17 protein-coding genes and 1 pseudogene are annotated in these 17,984 nt (G+C 67.1%); 7 read left to right on the top strand and 11 right to left on the bottom strand.

All coding sequences use genetic code 11. From position 1 onward, the window contains the following. The 5 genes from narJ to ACIQ67_RS15390 all read left to right on the top strand — a co-directional run. A partial coding sequence (gene narJ / locus ACIQ67_RS15410; protein ID WP_397535263.1) for a nitrate reductase molybdenum cofactor assembly chaperone occupies positions 1-511 on the top strand: 511 nt, incomplete at its 5' end. Continuing rightward, entirely contained in the window at positions 508-1,227 is a 720-nt protein-coding gene (gene narI / locus ACIQ67_RS15405; RefSeq protein ID WP_397535262.1) for a respiratory nitrate reductase subunit gamma, read from the top strand. The genes narJ and narI, both read left to right, overlap by 4 nt. Positions 1,228-1,239: 12 nt before the next feature. Beyond that, positions 1,240-2,115, top strand: coding sequence for a peptidylprolyl isomerase (locus tag ACIQ67_RS15400; protein ID WP_397535261.1), 876 nt, complete (start codon positions 1,240-1,242; stop codon positions 2,113-2,115). A gap of 33 nt (positions 2,116-2,148) precedes the next feature. Beyond that, positions 2,149-3,093: a sodium-dependent bicarbonate transport family permease gene (locus tag ACIQ67_RS15395; protein ID WP_397535260.1), complete on the top strand. Its 945-nt coding sequence runs from the start codon at positions 2,149-2,151 to the stop codon at positions 3,091-3,093. After that, positions 3,090-3,416 (top strand): P-II family nitrogen regulator, encoded by a 327-nt coding sequence (locus tag ACIQ67_RS15390; RefSeq protein ID WP_397535259.1) that lies wholly within the window; start codon positions 3,090-3,092, stop codon positions 3,414-3,416. Before ACIQ67_RS15395 ends, ACIQ67_RS15390 begins: the two co-directional genes overlap by 4 nt. 50 nt (positions 3,417-3,466) lie before the next feature. Here ACIQ67_RS15390 and ACIQ67_RS15385 read toward each other — a convergent pair whose 3' ends face one another. Both ACIQ67_RS15385 and ACIQ67_RS15380 read right to left on the bottom strand, forming a co-directional pair. Beyond that, positions 3,467-5,899 carry a putative bifunctional diguanylate cyclase/phosphodiesterase gene (locus ACIQ67_RS15385; protein WP_397535258.1) on the bottom strand — a complete coding sequence of 811 codons (2,433 nt, stop codon included), beginning with the start codon at positions 5,897-5,899 and terminating at the stop codon, positions 3,467-3,469. Positions 5,900-5,913: 14 nt separating this feature from the next. After that, positions 5,914-6,486 carry a methylamine utilization protein gene (locus ACIQ67_RS15380; protein WP_397535257.1) on the bottom strand — a complete coding sequence of 191 codons (573 nt, stop codon included), beginning with the start codon at positions 6,484-6,486 and terminating at the stop codon, positions 5,914-5,916. Positions 6,487-6,791: 305 nt separating this feature from the next. Here ACIQ67_RS15380 and ACIQ67_RS15375 point away from each other — a divergent pair, with 305 nt between their 5' ends. After that, positions 6,792-9,575, top strand: coding sequence for an ATP-binding protein (locus ACIQ67_RS15375; protein ID WP_397535256.1), 2,784 nt, complete (start codon positions 6,792-6,794; stop codon positions 9,573-9,575). A 4-nt stretch (positions 9,576-9,579) separates the two neighbouring features. On the opposite strand, the gene holA is transcribed toward ACIQ67_RS15375, so the two are convergent. From holA to ACIQ67_RS15340, 7 genes are read right to left on the bottom strand one after another with little or no spacing between them, the layout of a single operon-like run. After that, entirely contained in the window at positions 9,580-10,650 is a 1,071-nt protein-coding gene (gene holA, locus ACIQ67_RS15370; RefSeq protein ID WP_397535255.1) for a DNA polymerase III subunit delta, read from the bottom strand. Between the two features lie 20 nt (positions 10,651-10,670). Beyond that, positions 10,671-11,165 (bottom strand): LPS assembly lipoprotein LptE, encoded by a 495-nt coding sequence (lptE, locus tag ACIQ67_RS15365; protein ID WP_397535254.1) that lies wholly within the window; start codon positions 11,163-11,165, stop codon positions 10,671-10,673. Between the two features lie 7 nt (positions 11,166-11,172). Then, on the bottom strand, positions 11,173-13,821 hold the full coding sequence (leuS, locus tag ACIQ67_RS15360) for a leucine--tRNA ligase (RefSeq protein WP_397535253.1): 2,649 nt from the start codon (positions 13,819-13,821) through the stop codon (positions 11,173-11,175). A gap of 25 nt (positions 13,822-13,846) precedes the next feature. Continuing rightward, positions 13,847-14,272 (bottom strand): ExbD/TolR family protein, encoded by a 426-nt coding sequence (locus ACIQ67_RS15355; protein WP_397535252.1) that lies wholly within the window; start codon positions 14,270-14,272, stop codon positions 13,847-13,849. A 15-nt stretch (positions 14,273-14,287) separates the two neighbouring features. Further along, on the bottom strand, positions 14,288-14,944 hold the full coding sequence (locus tag ACIQ67_RS15350) for a MotA/TolQ/ExbB proton channel family protein (RefSeq protein ID WP_397535251.1): 657 nt from the start codon (positions 14,942-14,944) through the stop codon (positions 14,288-14,290). A gap of 10 nt (positions 14,945-14,954) precedes the next feature. After that, a complete protein-coding gene (dapB, locus tag ACIQ67_RS15345) occupies positions 14,955-15,764 on the bottom strand; it encodes a 4-hydroxy-tetrahydrodipicolinate reductase (RefSeq protein WP_397535250.1) in 810 nt (269 codons plus the stop codon). Next, complete coding sequence (locus ACIQ67_RS15340) at positions 15,761-16,333, bottom strand: outer membrane protein assembly factor BamE (RefSeq protein ID WP_397535249.1); 573 nt, start codon at positions 16,331-16,333, stop codon at positions 15,761-15,763. Before ACIQ67_RS15340 ends, dapB begins: the two co-directional genes overlap by 4 nt. Before the next feature lie 95 nt (positions 16,334-16,428). Here ACIQ67_RS15340 and fur point away from each other — a divergent pair, with 95 nt between their 5' ends. Further along, positions 16,429-16,854: a ferric iron uptake transcriptional regulator gene (fur, locus tag ACIQ67_RS15335; RefSeq protein WP_397535248.1), complete on the top strand. Its 426-nt coding sequence runs from the start codon at positions 16,429-16,431 to the stop codon at positions 16,852-16,854. A gap of 9 nt (positions 16,855-16,863) precedes the next feature. Here fur and hprK read toward each other — a convergent pair whose 3' ends face one another. Both hprK and ACIQ67_RS15325 read right to left on the bottom strand, forming a co-directional pair. Next, complete coding sequence (hprK, locus tag ACIQ67_RS15330; protein ID WP_397535247.1) at positions 16,864-17,826, bottom strand: HPr(Ser) kinase/phosphatase; 963 nt, start codon at positions 17,824-17,826, stop codon at positions 16,864-16,866. 15 nt (positions 17,827-17,841) lie between these two features. Next, positions 17,842-17,984 (bottom strand): annotated as a pseudogene (locus tag ACIQ67_RS15325) (PTS sugar transporter subunit IIA); the annotation flags it as partial.

Raw genomic sequence — 17,984 nt, 5'->3', positions numbered from 1 at the left:
TGCGGTGCAGGCCCGCTATGTCGAGAGCTTCGACCGCGGCCGCGCCACCAGCCTGCACATGTTCGAGCATGTGCATGGCGACTCGCGCGAGCGCGGACCGGCCTTGGTCGATCTGCAGCAGACCTATCAGGCCGGTGGCATGTTTTTCGACGCGAGCGAGTTGCCCGACTACCTGCCCGTGGTGCTGGAGTTCGCCTCCACCCAGCCGCCGGCAGTGGCGCGCGAATTCCTTGCCGAGATGGCCCACATCCTCAATGCCATCCACACGGCGCTGATCAAGCGCGACAACCTGCCCTATGCAGCCGCCATCGGTGCGGTGCTGGAGCTGGCGGGTGAGAAGCCGCAGGCCGTCAGCATCACCGTCGATGAGCCGCTGGATGAGGCCTGGCTTGAGCCCGCCGCCTTCGACGGCTGCTCAAGCAAAGGCCAGAGCAAGCCCGGCGCGCCGCAGCCCATTCACATCGTCAGGAAGACGGCGTCTTCCGCAGCTTCCCAAGGAGTGCGTCCATGAACTCGCTCGACTATGCCCTGTTCGGCCTCTATCCCTACATCTGCCTGGCCGTGTTCCTGCTCGGCAGCCTGCTGCGTTTCGATCGCGACCAGTACAGCTGGAAGAGCGACTCCTCGCAGCTGTTGCGCGCCGGATCGCTGCGCTGGGGTTCCAACCTTTTCCACGTCGGCATCCTGGTGCTGTTCTTCGGCCACACCGTCGGCATGCTGACGCCGCACTTTGTCTACGAGCCCTTCATGAGCGCCGGTGCCAAGCAGCTGATGGCCATGATCGTCGGCGGCGTGGCTGGCGTTCTGGGCTTCATCGGCGTCAGCATCCTGCTGCACCGTCGCCTGACGGATGAGCGCATCCGCATCAACAGCAAGACCAGCGACATCGTGCTGCTGATGCTGCTGTGGCTGCAGCTGGCCCTGGGCCTGGCCACCATCCCTCTGTCGGCCCAGCATCTGGACGGCGGCATGATGGTGAAGCTGGCCGAGTGGGCGCAGCGCATCGTCACCTTCCGCGGTGGCGCGGTCGAGCTGCTGGCCGAAGCCGGCTGGATCTTTAAGCTGCACATGTTCCTGGGCATGAGCATCTTCCTGGTCTTCCCCTTCACGCGCCTGGTGCATGTGTGGAGCGGTTTCGGCACGCTGGCCTATATCACCCGGCCATATCAGCTGGTTCGCAGCCGCCGCCTCGGCCTGCCCACCAGCCACAAGCAGCCGCAGCGCTGAAAGGAGCTTCCCGTGACACAGCAAGGATGTGGCAGCGGAAGCTGCGGCTGCGGTGGCGCTGCTGAGCCGACCCCGAGCGTTCCGTCTGCAGTGGCCAGCGGCCCCGACGCCAGCGATCAGATTCCCCTGGCGCGCGTCAACGGCGTGCCGCTGCACGGCGCCGGCGAGTCGCCCGACCCCGAAGCGCTACGCCAGCGCGCCTACAGCGAACTGCTGCGCCAAGCCGCGCAGCGCGCCGGGCTGTTGGCGGCAGGCGACCTGCCGGCGCTGGACGGTGTGCTCAGCGAAGCGGCCTCACAGGCGATCGAAGCACTGCTGGCCCGCGAGCTGCAACTGCCCGCAGCCGATGACGCCGCCTGTCGGCGCTTCTACGCCGCGCATGCCACGCGCTATTCGCTGGGCGAGCGTACGCTGGCCAGCCACATCCTGTTCGCCGTCACACCCGGCGTCGACGTGGACGCGCTGCGCCGCCGCGCCGAGAGCCTGCTGGTGAGCCTGCGCTGCGGCAGCACCGAAGACTTCGCCCGCGCCGCCGCCGATCAGTCCAACTGCCCCAGCGGCGCCGAGGGTGGCGCCCTGGGCTGGCTGGGCCGCGAGGACTGTGCGCCGGAATTCGCCGCCGCGCTGTTTGCACAGGACGAGGCGAACGCGCATGTGGGGGTGCTGCCGCGCCTGATCAGCACCCGCTTCGGCTTCCACATCGTGCGCGTCGATGCGCGCGAGCCTGGTGTGCAGCAGCCCTTCGAGGCGGTGCGTGGCGCCATTGCCCAGACCCTGGCCCAGCAGGCCTATGTGACGGCGCTGCGTCAGTACCTCAATCTGCTGGCTGGTGCCGCGCAGATCGACGGCCTGGCGCTGGAAGGCGCTGACTCGCCGCTGCTGCAGTGACGCAGCGTCCTGCTTGTCTAGGGAGCGCTGGACGTGTCGATTGATCCGGTTGTCGGCTTCTTCGTGCTGGGCCTGGTGGCCGGGCTGCTGGGCTCAGACCTCAAAGTCTCAGGCGGCCTCTACGACACCCTCACGCTATACCTTCTGATCGCAATCGGCCTGAAGGGGGGGCTGGAGTTGTCCCAGTCGCCCGTGCTGCCACTGGTGCTGCCGATCTTCGTGGTGGTGCTGATGAGCGCCGGAACGCCCTTGCTGGGCTATCAGATCCTCCTGCGGATGGGCAAGCTGAGCCATCCGGATGCGGCATCCATTTCGGCGCACTATGGCTCGGTGTCGGTGGTCACCTTCGCAGTCGGGGCCTCCTACCTGACGCGCCAGAACGTGGCCTACGAAGGCTATCTGTCCATCTTCCTGGTGTTCCTGGAGTTCCCGGCCATCATCATTGGCGTGCTGCTGGCCAAGGGCATCAACAAGGACACGCAGTGGCGCCATCTGGCTCGCGAGGTTCTGACCGGCAAGGCCATCCTGCTGCTGGTCGGCGCCCTGCTGATCGGCTGGATCTGGGGCAAGGACGGCGGCGCCTCCTTGCTGCCTTTCTTCCAGGACATGTTCAAGGGCTTTCTTGCGTTGTTCCTGCTGGGCATGGGCCTGGTCACGGCATCCAAGCTGGATGATCTGCGCCGCGTCGGCAAGTTCCTGATCGGCTTTGGCATCGTCATGCCCATCGTGTCAGCGATCGGCGGCGTGCTGGTCGGCTGGCTGCTGGGCATGTCCGAAGGTAGCACCACCCTGCTGGCAGTGCTCTATGCCAGCGCGTCCTACATCGCCGCGCCGGCCGCGATGCGCATCGCGATCCCCGAGGCGAACCCGGCCTTGTCGATCGGTGCGGCGCTGGGCGTCACCTTCCCCTTCAATGTGGTGCTCGGGGTGCCCTTGTATTTCCAGATGACGCACTGGTTCTACGGAGTCGTGAGATGAGTGAAGTCACAGATGCTGCAATGCCAATCGGACCGATCCATTACGTCGTGTTGATCTGCGAGGAGGCGATCGAATCGCTGGTGGGCAAGGACATCATTGCGGCGGGTGCGAAGGGCTACACCGTGGCCGAGGTGCGTGGCCGCGGCAACCGCGGCGTGCGCGATGCGCAATGGATGCTGTCCAGCAACGTCCGCATCGAAGTGTTGTGCAGCGAAGCCGCCGCGCTGCGCATCCTGCAGATCGTCGAGACCAAGTACTCGCAGAACTACGGACTGGTGGCCTTTACCCATGCTGTCCAGGGGCCCCGGGCTGAAAAGTACTAGGAGGATTGAAACAGGCCGCCTTGCCGCCGGTCAGTTTGGCTCAAGGATTGTTAGCGCAGTCCAGCGAATACAGTCTCGATGGACTCCTCGCTGAGGTCGGGCGCCTGCCAGGCTCGCAGCCAGTCCATGAACTGCTCGGCCGGCATCGGGCGGCCGATGAAATAGCCCTGGCCTTCGTCGCAGCCCAGCGCGGCCAGCAGCTTCCAGGCCTTGCCGGTTTCCACGCCCTCGGCCACCACGCTGAGGCCCAGGTTGTGGGCCAGCTCGATGGTGGAGCGCACGATCTTGGCGTCGTCGGCATCGCGCTCCATCGCCATCACGAAGCTGCGGTCGATCTTCAGTTCGTCCACCGGCAGGCGCTTCAGATAGGCCAGAGAAGAGTAGCCAGTGCCGAAGTCGTCGATCGAGAGCTTGAAGCCCATGCTGCTGAGCGTCTCCAGCGTCTGCAATGCACGCTGGGGGTCGTCCATGATGGCGCTCTCGGTGATCTCCAGGCACAGCGCCTGCGGGCCGACGCCATGGCGGCCGATCTGCGCTGCCACCTTGGCCGGCAGGTCCTGGTCGAGCAGGTCGCGGGTGGAGAGGTTGACGCTGATCTTCAGCGGCAGGCCTTGCTGCTCGGCCTCATGCGCGGCCTGGGCCGAGGCTTCGATGACCCAGGCGGTGAGCGCGCGGATGAAGCCGGTCTGCTCGGCAAAGGGAATGAACTGCATCGGCGGCACCAGGCCGCGCGTTGGATGCTGCCACCGCACCAGCGCCTCGGCGGCCAGCACCTGGTTGCGGCGCAGATCGACCTTGGGCTGCAGATACAGACGCAGCTCGCCGCCTTCGATGGCTCGGCGCAGCTCGCCCAGCAGCGACAGCGATTCCTGGCTGCCCGCATCCAGCGCGGAGTGATACACGGTGCTGCCGCTCTGGCGCCGCTTGGCCGCGTACATAGCGAGTTCGGCGCGCGCCAGCAGGCTGCTGACCTCGCGGCCATGCGCCGGGAACAGCGCGATGCCGATGCCCGCACCCAGGTCGATGGTCTGGTCGTCGATGTGCACCGGGGCTTCGAAATCGGCCAGAATCTGCGCGGCGGCCTGCTGCGCGGCGGCTTCGTCGGCACCATCCAGCAGCAACACGAATTCATCGCCGCCCAGGCGGGCCAGCTGGCTGGCGCCCTTGATCTGAAGGCCGTGCAGGCGCTCGGTCACGCCGCACAAAAGGCGGTCGCCGAAGCTGTGGCCCAACACGTCGTTGACATGCTTGAAGCGGTCCAGGTCCAGCATCAGCACGGCGCCGCTGCAGTGCTGATCGCCGGCCAGGCGCTCGGCTAGGTGCTGGCTGAACTGCTCGCGGTTGGGCAGGCCGGTCAGTGGGTCCCAGAAGGCCAGGCGGCGCACCTGTTCCTCGCGGGCGCGGATGTCCTGGCGCATGGTCTCGAAAGCGCGAGCCAGCTCGCTGACCTCGCCCAGCGAGGTGCTGGCAGCGATGGGCGTCTCGTAGTCGCCGCGGCCCAGGCGCTCGGCGGAGCGGGCGAGCTGCTCGATCGGCTCGCTGATGCGCCGCGCGGTGAACACGCTGCCCAGCGCGAACACCGCCACGCCGGCCAGCGTCAGGCCCAGCAGCATGAGTTGCAGCTGGCGGTAGGGGGCGACCTCCTCGTCGAAGGAGGCCCACATGGCGGCGGCAAAGCGCGGGCTGTCCTTGCTGTTGGCGCTGCCTGTGGGCGGCGCCTCCTGCAGCGGCAGCTCCAGCAGCCGCGCGCGCCATTGCTGGTCGCCCCAGCTGCGCTTGGCCGATGGGCCGGCCTCCAGCGAGGAGATGCTGCTTGTCACACCGGCGCGTTCACCGTCTTCCAGCAGCGAGACTCGCTCCTGCCAGCCCTGGCCGCCGGAGCGCGTGACGAACATCGCGTCCACATTGATCAGGCGCTTCAGGTCCTGCAGCGGCACGTCGTCGATGGCAAAACCCATCAGCACGTGCCCCATCAGCACCGGCGCCTTCACCGGCACGGTGACGGCCTGTTGCACCTGGCTGCCGATCATCAGCATCGGCGGTAACTCGGCGTCGGGTTTGCGGCTCAGCAGCGGCAGCATCTGCTCGGCGCCCGCATGCGTGGCGGTGACCAGGCGGTGGTCCAGGTCGGCATAGGCCACCAGGGCCGCGCCGACACGCTCGCCGCTGTTGGCCAGCGAGGAGTTGATGGTGTCGATGTCGACCTGCTCGTACTGGCCCTTGGCCAGCGTCTGGCGAAAGCCGTAGTCAGCCGCCAGCAACTCGGCAGCGGCTTGCTCGCGCGCCGCCTGTTGCACCAGCAGACGCTGCAGCATGCGGCCGGCGGTGGCCAGCTTGGCGTCGATGGCGGCCTCGGCATTGGCCTCGATGCTCTGGCGGATGAAGGCGAAGCTGGCCAGCTGCACGATCAGCAGCAGCGCCAGGAACAGCGCCACGATGCGACCCTCGATGCGGCGCGGGTTCAGGAAGGCAGGGAGGGTCATCGACGCGCTTCGGCTCAGTTGCTGGTGTTTGTGAGTTCGATGCCGGTGCTGCCGCTACCGGCTGGCGAGACGCTGAGCGGCCGGGTCAGCAGCTGCGGCCGTGTCAGGCTGGGGTGCCAGGCCTTGATCTGGTGCTCGCCGGCTGGCAGGTCGAAGCGCGCCAGGCCGGCGGCATCGGTGCGCGCGAACAGCGACGTGTCGACGACGACGATGTAGGCGCTCATCTGGTCATGGATATTGCAGCCCAGCGCTGCGATGCCGGGCTTGTCGAAGACCACCGGCTCGGCCGGCGTGCCGGAGTACAGCTTGATGTCGAAGGGCTTGATCGGCGAGAAGGAATAGACGTGGTGGCGCACCGTGTCGAAGTTGGGGAAGTGCACCGCGGTGCCGGTCTGTACCACCAGCACGGCGGGCTGGAACTGGCGCTCGCGTTGCGCCACTTCAGCGCGGGTGCCGGCGGCTGCCTTGGCCGGGCGGCCACGTAGCTCGACGGCCACCACCGCATCCGCCAACGGCTGGCCGGCAGCATTGCGCACCTGCACTGTCCAGGGCAGGGCCTGGCTGCTGCCGGCGGACAGGGCCAGCATTGTCAGCAGGGCGGCGCCGATCGGGCGTGAGGGCGGGGTTGACGGTCGGCTGCGCTGAGGTTTCATCGGTAGGCAGGGCGGGCAGAGGCGAATGCTTGGCCCTGACTCTATACGTTCACCAGGGTCAGGGCGATGCCTGCTGCCGTGCTGGCGAGGGGTTCGCGCCACAGGCGCCGTTGTCGCCCTTGCGTTGCGCGCGGATGATGGGGGCGCGCTATTCTTGGGCTGTCCTTGACCTTGAGCTAGCGGCAGGATTTATGCAGTTCTATCCTTCTGATGCGAGCATTGCGAACTGGGAGCAGCAAGTGCGGACCGGCGCGAGGACCGAAACGGTCGAAGAGTTGCTGTGTCTGGCCTGGGGCCTGCGCCAGCGCGACACGCGCCGCGCCTTGCTGCTGGCCGAGGATGTGCAGGGGCTGCTCAGCTCCACCGGCTGGTCGCCTGAACGGCAGAGCCTGGCACGTGCGCGCCTGGACTTGCTGCGTTCCGAGGCCAGCCTGCTGGCAGGCGCGCTCGATGATGCAAAGCATTCGCTGCAACAGGCTCTGCCCGTGTTTCAGGCGCAGGCCGACGCGATCGGCCAGGCCGACTGCCATTGGCAGGCCCATTACCTGGCGGCCGACCGCGGTGATGCGGCCACGCTCCGCAGCGAGCTGCGGCAGGCGCTGTCTTTCTCTGAGCGGGCGGGCGATTCGGCGCGCGCGCTCTTGTTCATGGCCAATCTGGCGCGTGCCGAGGTGTTCGTGGATCAGGTGCAGGCGGAGCGGGATTGGGGCGGACGCCTGCCTGTCGATACCAGCCAGCTTGCCGCGATGGAAGGCGCCGCGGTGGAGGACTACCGTGGCCTGATTGCCGGCATGAACGGGGACTATCTGCTGGCGATCAAGTCGCTGGCGACGGCCTTCGACCTGGCGATGCGCAGCGGGCAGCTGCGGCGGGCCATCACCCTGGCCACGAATCTTGGCTACACGCACACCAAGATGAGCGACTTCCAGACCGCGATGGAGTGGCTGAAGCGGGGCCTGGATCTTGCGCGCGGCACCCGGTGGCCCAGCATGATCAGCCTTTGCCTTGCCCATACCGGTGAGGCGCTGCGCCGCCTGGAGCAGCGCTCGGATGCGCGTGAACTGCTGCTGGAATGCCTTCGCTTGAACAGCCGCTATCCGGACAGCCGCACCCATGCGCTGGCCTTGAGCTATCTGGGCAGCACCGAGCTCGACTCGGGCCAGGGCGAGGCCGCCCTGGTCGCCTTCGGGCGTCTTGGGCAGGCGGCATCGATTGCGCAATCGCTGGATCTGCAGGTGGATGCGCAGCTGGGGCTGGCGCGCGCCGAGTTGATGTGCGGCCGCTTCACGACCGCCCGGGCGCATGCGCAGGAGGGCCTGCGGCTGGCGCGCGAGCAGCATGAGCCAGGCAACGAGGTGGACTTGCTTTGGGTGCTGGGTGACATCCAGCAGGCGCAGGATCAGGCCTTGCAAGGGCAAGAAGCCGCACCGGCGCCCGGTGCGGCGAGTGGCGCCGCTGGTCTTGCGCTGGGCTGGTACCAGGCCGCCCTGCAGCGGGCGCAAACCATCCCGGCCTACACGCCGCCGGTCCGTCTGCTGGAGGCGACCGCCAAGGCCTTTGCCGAGGTCGGCGATTTCGAGCAGGCCTATCAGTGGTCGCAGCGGGCCAGCGAGGCGCGCCAGCGCAGCTTCAACGAGGATGCTGCCCGACGCTCCAGCGCGCTGCGGGCGCACCATCAGATCGAAAGCGCGCGGGCCGAGAGCGAGCACCTGCGCCGCCTGGCCGAGTCCGAGGCGGCGCGCTTCCAGTTGCTGCGCGATTCGCATGAGGTGCTGCAGCACCTGGGCCAGATCGGGCAGGAGATAACCAACGAGCTTGTCGCCGAGCGCATCTTTGCGGTGATGGAGCGCCACATTCATGCGCTGCTGGACGCACCCTGCATGGCCGTCTACCTGCTGGATGACGGCGGCCAGCAGCTGTATTGCGCTTTCGGCATGGAGAACGCGGAGCCCTTCACCGATCCGCCGATTGCGATGAGCTCGACGCGTTCCTTGTGCGTGCGCTGCGTGCGCGAGCGCAAGGAGTATCTGTTGGGCGAGGCGCCACCGAGTGATCTGGGCGAGCAGGTGCCGGGGACCAGCAGCCAGCAAAGCCTGCTGTTTGCGCCGCTGGGGGTTGGCGAGCGGGTGATCGGTGTCATGACCATCCAGTCGCCGCGCGCCAAGGCCTACGGCGAACGGCAGCAGCTGATCTTTCGCACGCTGTGCTCCTATATCGCCATCGCGCTGGACAACGCCGGCGCCTATTTGCGTCTGAGTGAGATGCAGCGCCAGATGATGGCCCAGGAAAAGCTGGCCGCGCTGGGCTCGATGGTGGCCGGCGTGGCGCATGAGCTGAACACGCCGATCGGTAACAGCCTGCTGATTGCGACCACCTTGCTCAGCGCGACGCAGGATTTCGTGCAGCGGGTGGACGGCCAGGCCTTGCGGCGCTCGGACTGGCAGGACTACGCCAGCCGGACGCTGGATGGCTTGGGGCTGATCAATCGCAGCATGGAGACAGCGGCAGCCCTGGTGCGCAGTTTCAAGGAGGTTGCGGCGGATCGCAGTGCCGAGCAGCGCGGCAGCTTCGGCCTGCGCAGGTTGTGCGAACACTCCGTGCAGAGCATGGGTGAACGCTTGCGCAAGGCGGGCATCCAGGTGGAGATCGACGTGCCCGAAGGCTTGCGACTGGAAGGCTATGCAGGCCCGTTGGAGCAGGTGGTGGTCATTCTTCTGAACAACGCACTGATGCATGCCTTCGAGGGGCGCAGCCAGGGTCGCCTGAGTTTGAAGGTCGAGGCCGTGGGGACAGAGCGTGTCCGCCTGGAGGTCGAAGATGATGGTCGGGGCATGCCCAGGCAGGTGCAGGAGCGCATCTTCGACCCCTTCTTCACCACCAAGTTCGGGCAGGGCGGCATTGGCCTGGGCTTGAGCATCGCGCACAACATCGTCAGCACCTTGCTGGGAGGCCAACTCAGCGTGAAGAGTGCGGAGGGCGAGGGCAGCTGCTTCGTGCTGGACCTGCTGATGAAGGCGCCCTGAGCCGTCAGGGCCTCAGTGCAAGCTGCGGCGCGCGCGGATTGGCCGCCTCAACCAGCATCAGCGCCAGGCGCTGCAGGCCGGCCCAGGCATCGAGTGGCCAGCCGGGGTGGCGCAGGCCTTTGACCAGGCCGTCGCAGATCTGCGCGGCCTCCACCAGCGGCGCCAGCTCGGCGGCGTTCAGCCCCGGCACGATGCGCTCGAACAGGCGCTCCTTGGGGCCCCAGACGCGCGATTCGCGCAGCGCCATCGGCAGCGGCTTGCCAGCGTCCACCGCCTCGCGCACGCGGCGCAGCGCACGGATGTCTTCGGCCAGCGCCCAGTGCACCAGCACCGCGGCTTCGCCTTCGGCCTGCAGGCCTTCGAGCATGCGTAGCGTGCGGGTGAGCTGGCCTGAGAGCACGGCCTCGCTGAGCTTGAAGACGTCATAGCGCGCCACATTCAGCACGGCGGCTTCGATCTGCTCCAGGCTTAGCTCGCCCTGTGGGTGCAGCAGCGCGAGCTTCTGCAGTTCCTGGTGGGCGGCCAGCAGATTACCCTCGACACGGTCGGCAAAGAAGGCCAGCGCCTGCTGGCCGGCCTCGCCCTCGGGCACGCGCTGGCCCTGCGCGGCCAGGCGCTGCGCCAGCCACTGCGGCAGCGCGCGGCGCTCCACCGGGTCGACGCGCACGGTGACGCCGCTGCTGTCCAGGGCCTGGAACCAGGCACTGTTCTGCTGCGTCTTGTCGAGCTTGGGCAGGCTCACCAGCGTGACGATGTCCTCGGGCAGCTGGGCGCAGTAGCGCTGCAGCATCTCCGAGCCTTCCTTACCGGGCTTGCCAGAGGGGATGCGGATCTCGATGAACTGGCGCTCCGAGAACAGGCTCATCGCCTGCGCGGCGCCCAGCACCGGGCCCCAGTCGAAATAGGCGCCGGCCACGGTGAAGACCTTGCGCTCGCCGTAACCCTGCTCGCGCGCGGCGGCGCGGATCGCGTCGCCAGCCTCCTGGGCCAGCAGGGGCTCGTCGCCGTAGACGGTGTAGATGGGCTTCAGGCCCTTGGCGAGCTGGGGCTTGAGGGCGTCGGCGCGGATCTGCATGGCGGGTTGACTGAAGAGGCCTAGCGCGGCAGCCGTACGGCTGACAGGCGGCGCATCACCTGCGCCACCGCATCGGCCTGCATCGAGCGGAACAGCTGCGCTTCTTCCTGCTCCTTGGCCAGCGCGGCGCTCTCTGTGTAGTTCATCTCGCGGGTCATCGCCAGCTCGCTGCGCGGCAGCAGCACTTCGCCGGCCGGCGTTCGCAGCAGGTAGTCGAGCTTGAGCTGCAGTTGCCACTCACGCACCTGGCCGACGCTGGTTGACGCGACGACGCTGCGCTTGCGGCTGTCGTCGCGCGCCTCCAGCACCACCTCGGCACGGTTGGCATCGGCCAGCAGTTGCACCGGCGTGCGCGCCAGCTGGCGCTTCAGCTCGGCGGCCAGCGCCGAGTCCGGCGCAAAGCCCTGCAGCGCGATGCTGCGGAACTGCAACTCGGGCTCACGCCGCGGCGCGAAGCCGCAGCCTGCCAGCGCGGCAGCGGCGCCCAGCACAAGCGTTCGGCGCGCGGCGAGCATGGCGGGATCAGACAACGAGGTTGACCAGACGGCCGGGCACGATGATGACCTTCTTGGGCGCCTTGCCTTCGCTGAACTTGGCGAAGTCTTCGCTGGCCAGCGCCACGGCTTCGATGGCTGCCTTGTCAGCGGCGGCGGGCACCTTGATGGCGCCGCGCAGCTTGCCGTTGACCTGCAGCATCAGCTCGATCTCGTCCTGCACCAGCGCGGCCTCGTCCACCGTGGGCCAGGGCGCGTCGAGCAGGTCGCCCAGCTCGGCTGCAAAGCCCAAGTCGGTCCAAAGGGTGTGGGCGATGTGCGGGCAGGCGGGGTAGAGCACGCGCAGCAGCACCGAGAAACCTTCGCGCACAGCGGCATCCTGGCCGGCGGCCTTGAAACCTTCCAGCGCATTCAGCAGCTTCATGCCGCCCGACACCACGGTGTTGTACTGCATGCGCTCGTAGTCATACGAGACCTGCTTGAGCACCAGATGCACCTCGCGGCGCAGCGCCTTGCCCTCGCCGCTGAGCGCGGCGAAGTCGCTGCTGGCCGCCTTGATTGCTTCGGCATTCTTGGCGCCGAAGCCCCAGACGCGCTTCAGGAAGCGGTGCGCGCCTTCTACGCCGGCATCGTTCCACTCCAGCGTCTGCTCCGGGGGCGAGGCGAACATCACGAACAGGCGCGCGGTGTCGGCGCCGTACTGGTTGATCAGCTGCTGCGGATCGACGCCGTTGTTCTTGGACTTGGACATGGTGCCCACGCCCTCATAGTCCACCAGCGAACCATCGCTCTTGAGCTTGGCGCCGACGACCTTGCCGCTGGCGTCATGGATGTCCTCGACCTCATGTGGCCAGAAATACTCGATGCCGCCCTTGTCGCCGCGGCGCGAGTAGATGTGGTTCAGCACCATTCCCTGCGTCAGCAGCTTGGTGAAGGGCTCGTCCACCTTGACCAGACCCAGGTCGCGCATCACCTTGGTCCAGAAGCGCGCGTAGAGCAGGTGCAGGATGGCATGCTCGATGCCGCCGATGTACTGGTCCATGGCCGCGCCCTGGCGCATCCAGTAGGCGGTGCCGTCGGCCACCATGGCGTCCGGGTTCTTCGCGTCGCAATAGCGCATGAAGTACCACGAGCTGTCCACGAAGGTGTCCATCGTGTCGGTTTCACGCTGTGCCGGCTTGCCGCACTTGGGGCAAGCGACGTTGAGGAAGCCGGCGTGCTTCTTCAGGGGGTTGCCGCTACCGTCCGGGATGCACTCCTCGGGCAGCACCACCGGCAGGTCTTTCTCGGGCACGGGCACCGAGCCGCAGTCCTCGCAGTGGATGATCGGGATCGGCGTGCCCCAGTAGCGCTGGCGGCTGATGCCCCAGTCGCGCAAGCGCCAGGTGGTCTTCTTGTCGCCCAGGCCCTTGGCCCCGACGAGTTCGGCCACCTTGCTGACGGCAGCCTTGTGGCCCAGGCCATCGAGCACGCCGGAGTTGATGCAGACGGCTTTCTGCTTGTCGCCATACCACTCTGCCCAGGCGTCCAGGCTGAAGCTCTCGCCCTCGACCGCAATGACCTGCTGGATCGGAATGCCGTACTTCTTGGCGAACGCGAAATCGCGCTCGTCGTGCGCGGGCACGCCCATCACGGCGCCGTCGCCGTAGCTCATCAGCACATAGTTGCCGACCCAGACTTCGACCTGCGCGCCGGTCAGCGGGTGGGTAACGAACAGGCCGGTGCGCTGGCCCTTCTTCTCTTGCGTGGCCAGCTCGGCCTCGGTGGTGCCGCCGCTCTTGCACTCCTGGATGAAGGCGCTCAGCTCGGCATTGCCTGCCGCTGCATGCGTGGCCAGCGGATGCTCCGGCGCCACCGCGCAAAAGGTCACGCCCATGATGGTGTCGGCACGCGTGGTGAAGACATACAGCGCGCCGTCCTGGATCAGCGCGCCGCTGGCGTCCTTGATCGCATGCGGGAAGGCGAAGCGCACACCCTCGCTCTTGCCGATCCAGTTCTCCTGCATCAAGCGCACGCGCTCGGGCCAGCCCGAGAGGTATTGCGGGCTGGCCGGGTCGGCCACCGCCGCCAGCAGCTCGTCAGCGTACTTGGTGATGTTCAGGTAGTAGCCGGGGATCTCGCGCTTCTCGACGATGGCGCCGGAGCGCCAGCCGCGGCCGTCCACCACCTGCTCATTGGCCAGCACGGTCTGGTCGACCGGGTCCCAGTTGACGACCTGGGTGCGGCGCTCGGCGATGCCGGCTTCCAGCATCTTCAGGAACAGCCACTGGTTCCACTTGTAGTACTCGGGCGTGCAGGTGGCGATTTCGCGCGACCAGTCGATCGCCAGTCCCATGGCCTGCATCTGGCCCTTCATGTAGGCGATGTTCTCGTAGGTCCACTTGGCGGGCGGCACCTTGTTCTTCATCGCGGCGTTCTCGGCCGGCAGGCCGAAGGCGTCCCAGCCCATCGGCATCAGGACGTTGTAGCCCTTCATGCGCAGCTGGCGCGTGAGCATGTCGTTGATCGTGTAGTTGCGCACATGGCCCATGTGCAGCTTGCCGCTGGGGTAGGGCAGCATCGAGCAGGCATAGAACTTGGGCTTGCTCTGGTCCTCGACCACGCGGTAGGCGTCGCGGGAGTTCCAGTACTGCCGCGCGGCGGCTTCGATCTCGTTCGGGGCGTACTTGTCGTTCATGCGCCAAATTGTAGGCGCAGCCTTCTCAGCGGCCGGGCGTTGGCGCCTCGGCGACGAAGGCAATCCTGTTCAGGCCGGCCGTCTGCAGCCAGCCGATCAGCTCGGCCACCTGGCCATAGGGCACGGTCTTGTCGGCGCGCAGCTGCACTTCGAGCTGCGGATTGGTCTTGGCCAAGGCCGCCAGGCGCTGCTGGAACAGTGGCGGCGGCAGGCGTTCGTCGCCAAGCAGCAGGCCGCCGTCCGGCGTCAACGCCACGGCGATGAAGGCCGGCGCTTCGCTGACGGTGGCGGCCTGGCTTTCCGGCAGGTCCAGGCGCAGGCTGGTGCTCATCAGCGGTGCGGTGATCATGAAGATCACCAGCAAGACAAGCATCACGTCGATCAGCGGCGTCATGTTGATCTCGCCCATGGGGTTGGGCGGATCGCGACGTTCGAGCCGGCCGAAACTCATGGCTGGCCTTCGGGTTCAGACGCCGCGGGCATCGCTGTCCAGCATTTCGCGCAGGTCATGCGCGAAGCCTTCCAGCTCGGCCTCGCAAGCGCCGACCAGCTTGCCGAAGATGTTGTAGGCCAGCACGGCCGGGATGGCGACGGCCAGGCCGGCGGCGGTCATGATCAGGGCCTCGCCCACCGGGCCTGAGACCTTGTCGATCGTGATGTTGCCCGCGGCCGAGATGCTGACCAGCGCGTGGTAGATGCCCCAGACCGTGCCGAACAGGCCGATGAAGGGCGAGGTGCTGCCGATCGAGGCAAGCAGCACCTGGCCGAACTGCAGCCGGCGCAGAACGGCATGCAGCGCATCGCGCAGGCGGCGGGTCAGTTGCGATTCGCGCCGGCCGGCGGCTTCCAGCGTGCCCTTGTTGGCGGGGGCGGTGGCAGCATCCAGCAGCGGCAGCAGCAGTTCTTCGCGGTCGAAGTGCTGCAGTGCGCTGCGGCCAGCATCAAGCGAAGCCGCAGCCCAGAACGCCGGCACGGCCAGTGCCAGATCGCGCCGGGCGCGGCGCAGCAGCCAGGTCTTCCAGAGGATCAGCACCCATGCGCTAATGGACATCAGCAGCATCAGCAGCGCCACGCTGCGGGTGACGCCATCGGCCAGCGACCACAGCTCGTTGAATCCCGTCATGGTCCTGGCCTCAGCTCAGACCCAGCACGTCGTTCATGCCGTACAAGCCGGCAGGCCGTCCGGCCAGAAAGCGTGCGGCACGCAGGCTGCCCTGGGCGAAGGTGCCACGGCTGCTGGCCTTGTGGCTGATCTCTATGCGCTCGCCGATGCCGGCGAACAGCACGGTGTGGTCGCCGATGATGTCGCCGCCGCGCACGGTGGCGAAGCCGATGGCGGAGGGATCGCGCTCGCCGGTGATGCCTTCGCGGCCGTAGACCGCGCATTGCTTCAGGTCGCGGCCCAGGGCCTGTGCGACGGCCTCGCCCAGCGCCAGCGCGGTGCCGCTGGGGGCATCGACCTTGTGTCGGTGGTGGGCCTCGATGATCTCGATGTCGAAGCCTTGATCGAGCGCACGTGCGGCCATGTCCAGCAGCTTGAGCACGACGTTGACGCCGACGCTCATGTTCGGCGCCATCATGATGCCGACGTGCCGGCCATGCTCGGCGATCCGGGCCTTCTGCGCTTCGTCGAAGCCGGTGGTGCCGATCACCACCTTGACGCCCAGCTCCTGGCAGACCGCCAGATGCGCCATCGTGCCTTCGGGGCGGGTGAAATCGATCAGCACGTCCGCACCGGCCAGGCCCTGGCGCAGGTCGTCGGTGATCAGCACGCCGCTGGCTTGGCCGAGGAAGGCGCCAGCGTCCTGGCCCAGCGCCGGGCTGCCCGGGCGGTCCAGCGCGCCGCTCAGCACGCAGTCGGGCGCGGCCTGCACCGCCTCGATCAACATGCGACCCATGCGGCCGGAGGCGCCGGCGATGGCGATCTTCAAGGACAGGCTCACGACTTGCTTTCCAGCGGCGGATAGCTGCGCACCGGGCCGGCGGGCTCGGTGGCCGTCACGTCGGGCTTGGGCGGCGTCGGCAAGGCCTTGCGCTCGGCCTCGCTGAGCTCCAGCTTCGGCACCGGCTTGGTCGGCTTGAAGGTGTTGATCAGCGCGATGAATTCGTTCTCGGTCGGCAGGTCGGCCGGCGCGTCGATGGACTTGAGCTTCTCGCCGTCGAACCAGGCCACCACTTCGCGCTTCTGCTCAGGCGCGCCCTGGCGCTTGATCGTGAAGACATAGTCCCAGCGGTTCTCATGGAACATGTCGGTCAGCAGCGGCGAGCCGAGCAGATCGCGCACCTGGGCGCGCGACATGCCGGGTTTGACGCGGGCCACCAGTTCCTTGGTCAGCACATTGCCCTGGACGACTTCCAGGCGGTAGGGCGTCACGAGGCCCATCACCTTGTCGCCAGCGACCGAGGGCAGCTTGTCCAGCGATGGCAGTTGGATGCAGGCGCTGAGGCTGACGCTGGCGGCCAGTGCCAGACTCAGGCGGATGCCACGGGCGAGGGGCGAAAAGGGTCGCATATCTTCGGGGGCTTGGGTCGATATCGACCCTGAGCTGGCTATGATTGGCCGATTCTAGCGGCAGGCCCATGGAGGGCAGGCCCAGCCCCACGGCAATGAACCGCACCGACGAAATCAAGAACAGCGGCCTGAAGGCAACGCTTCCGCGCATCAAGATTCTGGAGATCTTCCAGAAGTCTGCGCAGCGCCATATGACCGCTGAAGATGTCTACAAGGCTTTGCTGACCGAGGATGCCGACATCGGGCTGGCGACCGTGTATCGCGTGCTGACCCAGTTCGAGCAGGCCGGCCTGCTGTCGCGCAATCACTTCGAGACCGGCAAGGCTGTGTTCGAACTGAATGAGGGGCGCCATCACGACCATCTGGTCTGCCTGAGCTGCGGCCGCGTCGAGGAGTTCTATGACGCCGAGATCGAGGAGCGTCAGCACTTGATCGCCAAGGAGCGCGGCTTCGAGCTGCAGGAGCATTCGCTGGCGCTCTACGCCAGCTGCATCAAGAGCGACTGCCCGCACCGCGGCTGACCGCAGTCTTCAAGCCTCGTCGGGCAGGCCCTGCTCGATGGCACGCTGGTGGCGCTCGACGAATTCGCGATAGGTGTCGATGCCGCGCAGCTGCAGAATGGTGTTGCGCACCGCAGCTTCCACCAGTACGGCCAGGTTGCGGCCGGCATCCACCGCGATGACCACCTTGCGCACCGGCATGCCCAGCACCGGCTCATACAGCGGCTCGTAGGGCAGGCGCTCGAAGTCGCGTTCCATGGTTTCCTTGCGGACCAGATGCACGATCAGCTTCAGGCGCATCTTGCGGCGCACTGCGGTCTCGCCAAAGATGGCCTTGATGTCTAGCAGGCCGATGCCGCGCACTTCCAGGAGGTTCATCAGCAGCGCCGGGCAGCGGCCTTCGATGGCGGTCTCGGCAATGCGGAAGAAGTCCACCGCGTCGTCGGCCACCAAGCCGTGGCCACGCGAGATCAGCTCCAGACCCAGTTCGCTCTTGCCCAGGCCGGATTCGCCTGTGAGCAGCACACCCAGGCCGAGGATGTCCATGAACACGCCGTGGCGCGTGGTGCGGTTGGCGCAGACATGGGCCAGATAGGTGCGCACCACGTCGATCACATGGCCTGCCGATTCGTGGGTGACGAACAGCGGAATCTCGGCGCGGTCGCACATCGCCACCAGGCGATCCGGCGGGATCTGGTCGTCGGCGACGATGATCACCGGTGGCTCCAGTGTGACGATGCGCGAAATCCGGCGATCCAGCACCTCGCCCGAGGCCTGGCTCAGGTAGGCGACTTCGCGGCGGCCGACGATCTGCACCCGGTACGGGTGGATGTAGTTCAGGTAGCCGACCAGATCAGCGGACGACTGCGCATCCCTTAGTGCCGTCTCGTCGAAGCGGCGATCCGGATGGGCGTGGCCTGCGATCCATTCCCAGCGCAGGGCCTCACGGTGCTCTTCGAAGAGCCGGTCGGCGCTGATCGAGGTAGGTTTCACGCGGGGCTGCTGCCTTTAGGCCACCGACTTCAGCGGTTCCCAGTCCGCGATCAGCCGGTGCACGGCGCTCGCCTCGACCTCCACCTTCAGTCGTTCGCGCAACTCCCGATCCGAGAGCATCTCGGCGATTTCGGACAGGATTTCGAGATGGCGCTGCG

It is taken from the genome of Roseateles sp. (assembly GCF_044373315.1).
Taxonomy (GTDB): domain Bacteria; phylum Pseudomonadota; class Gammaproteobacteria; order Burkholderiales; family Burkholderiaceae_C; genus JACDQM01.
This window is presented reverse-complemented; position numbering and strand designations above follow the sequence as displayed.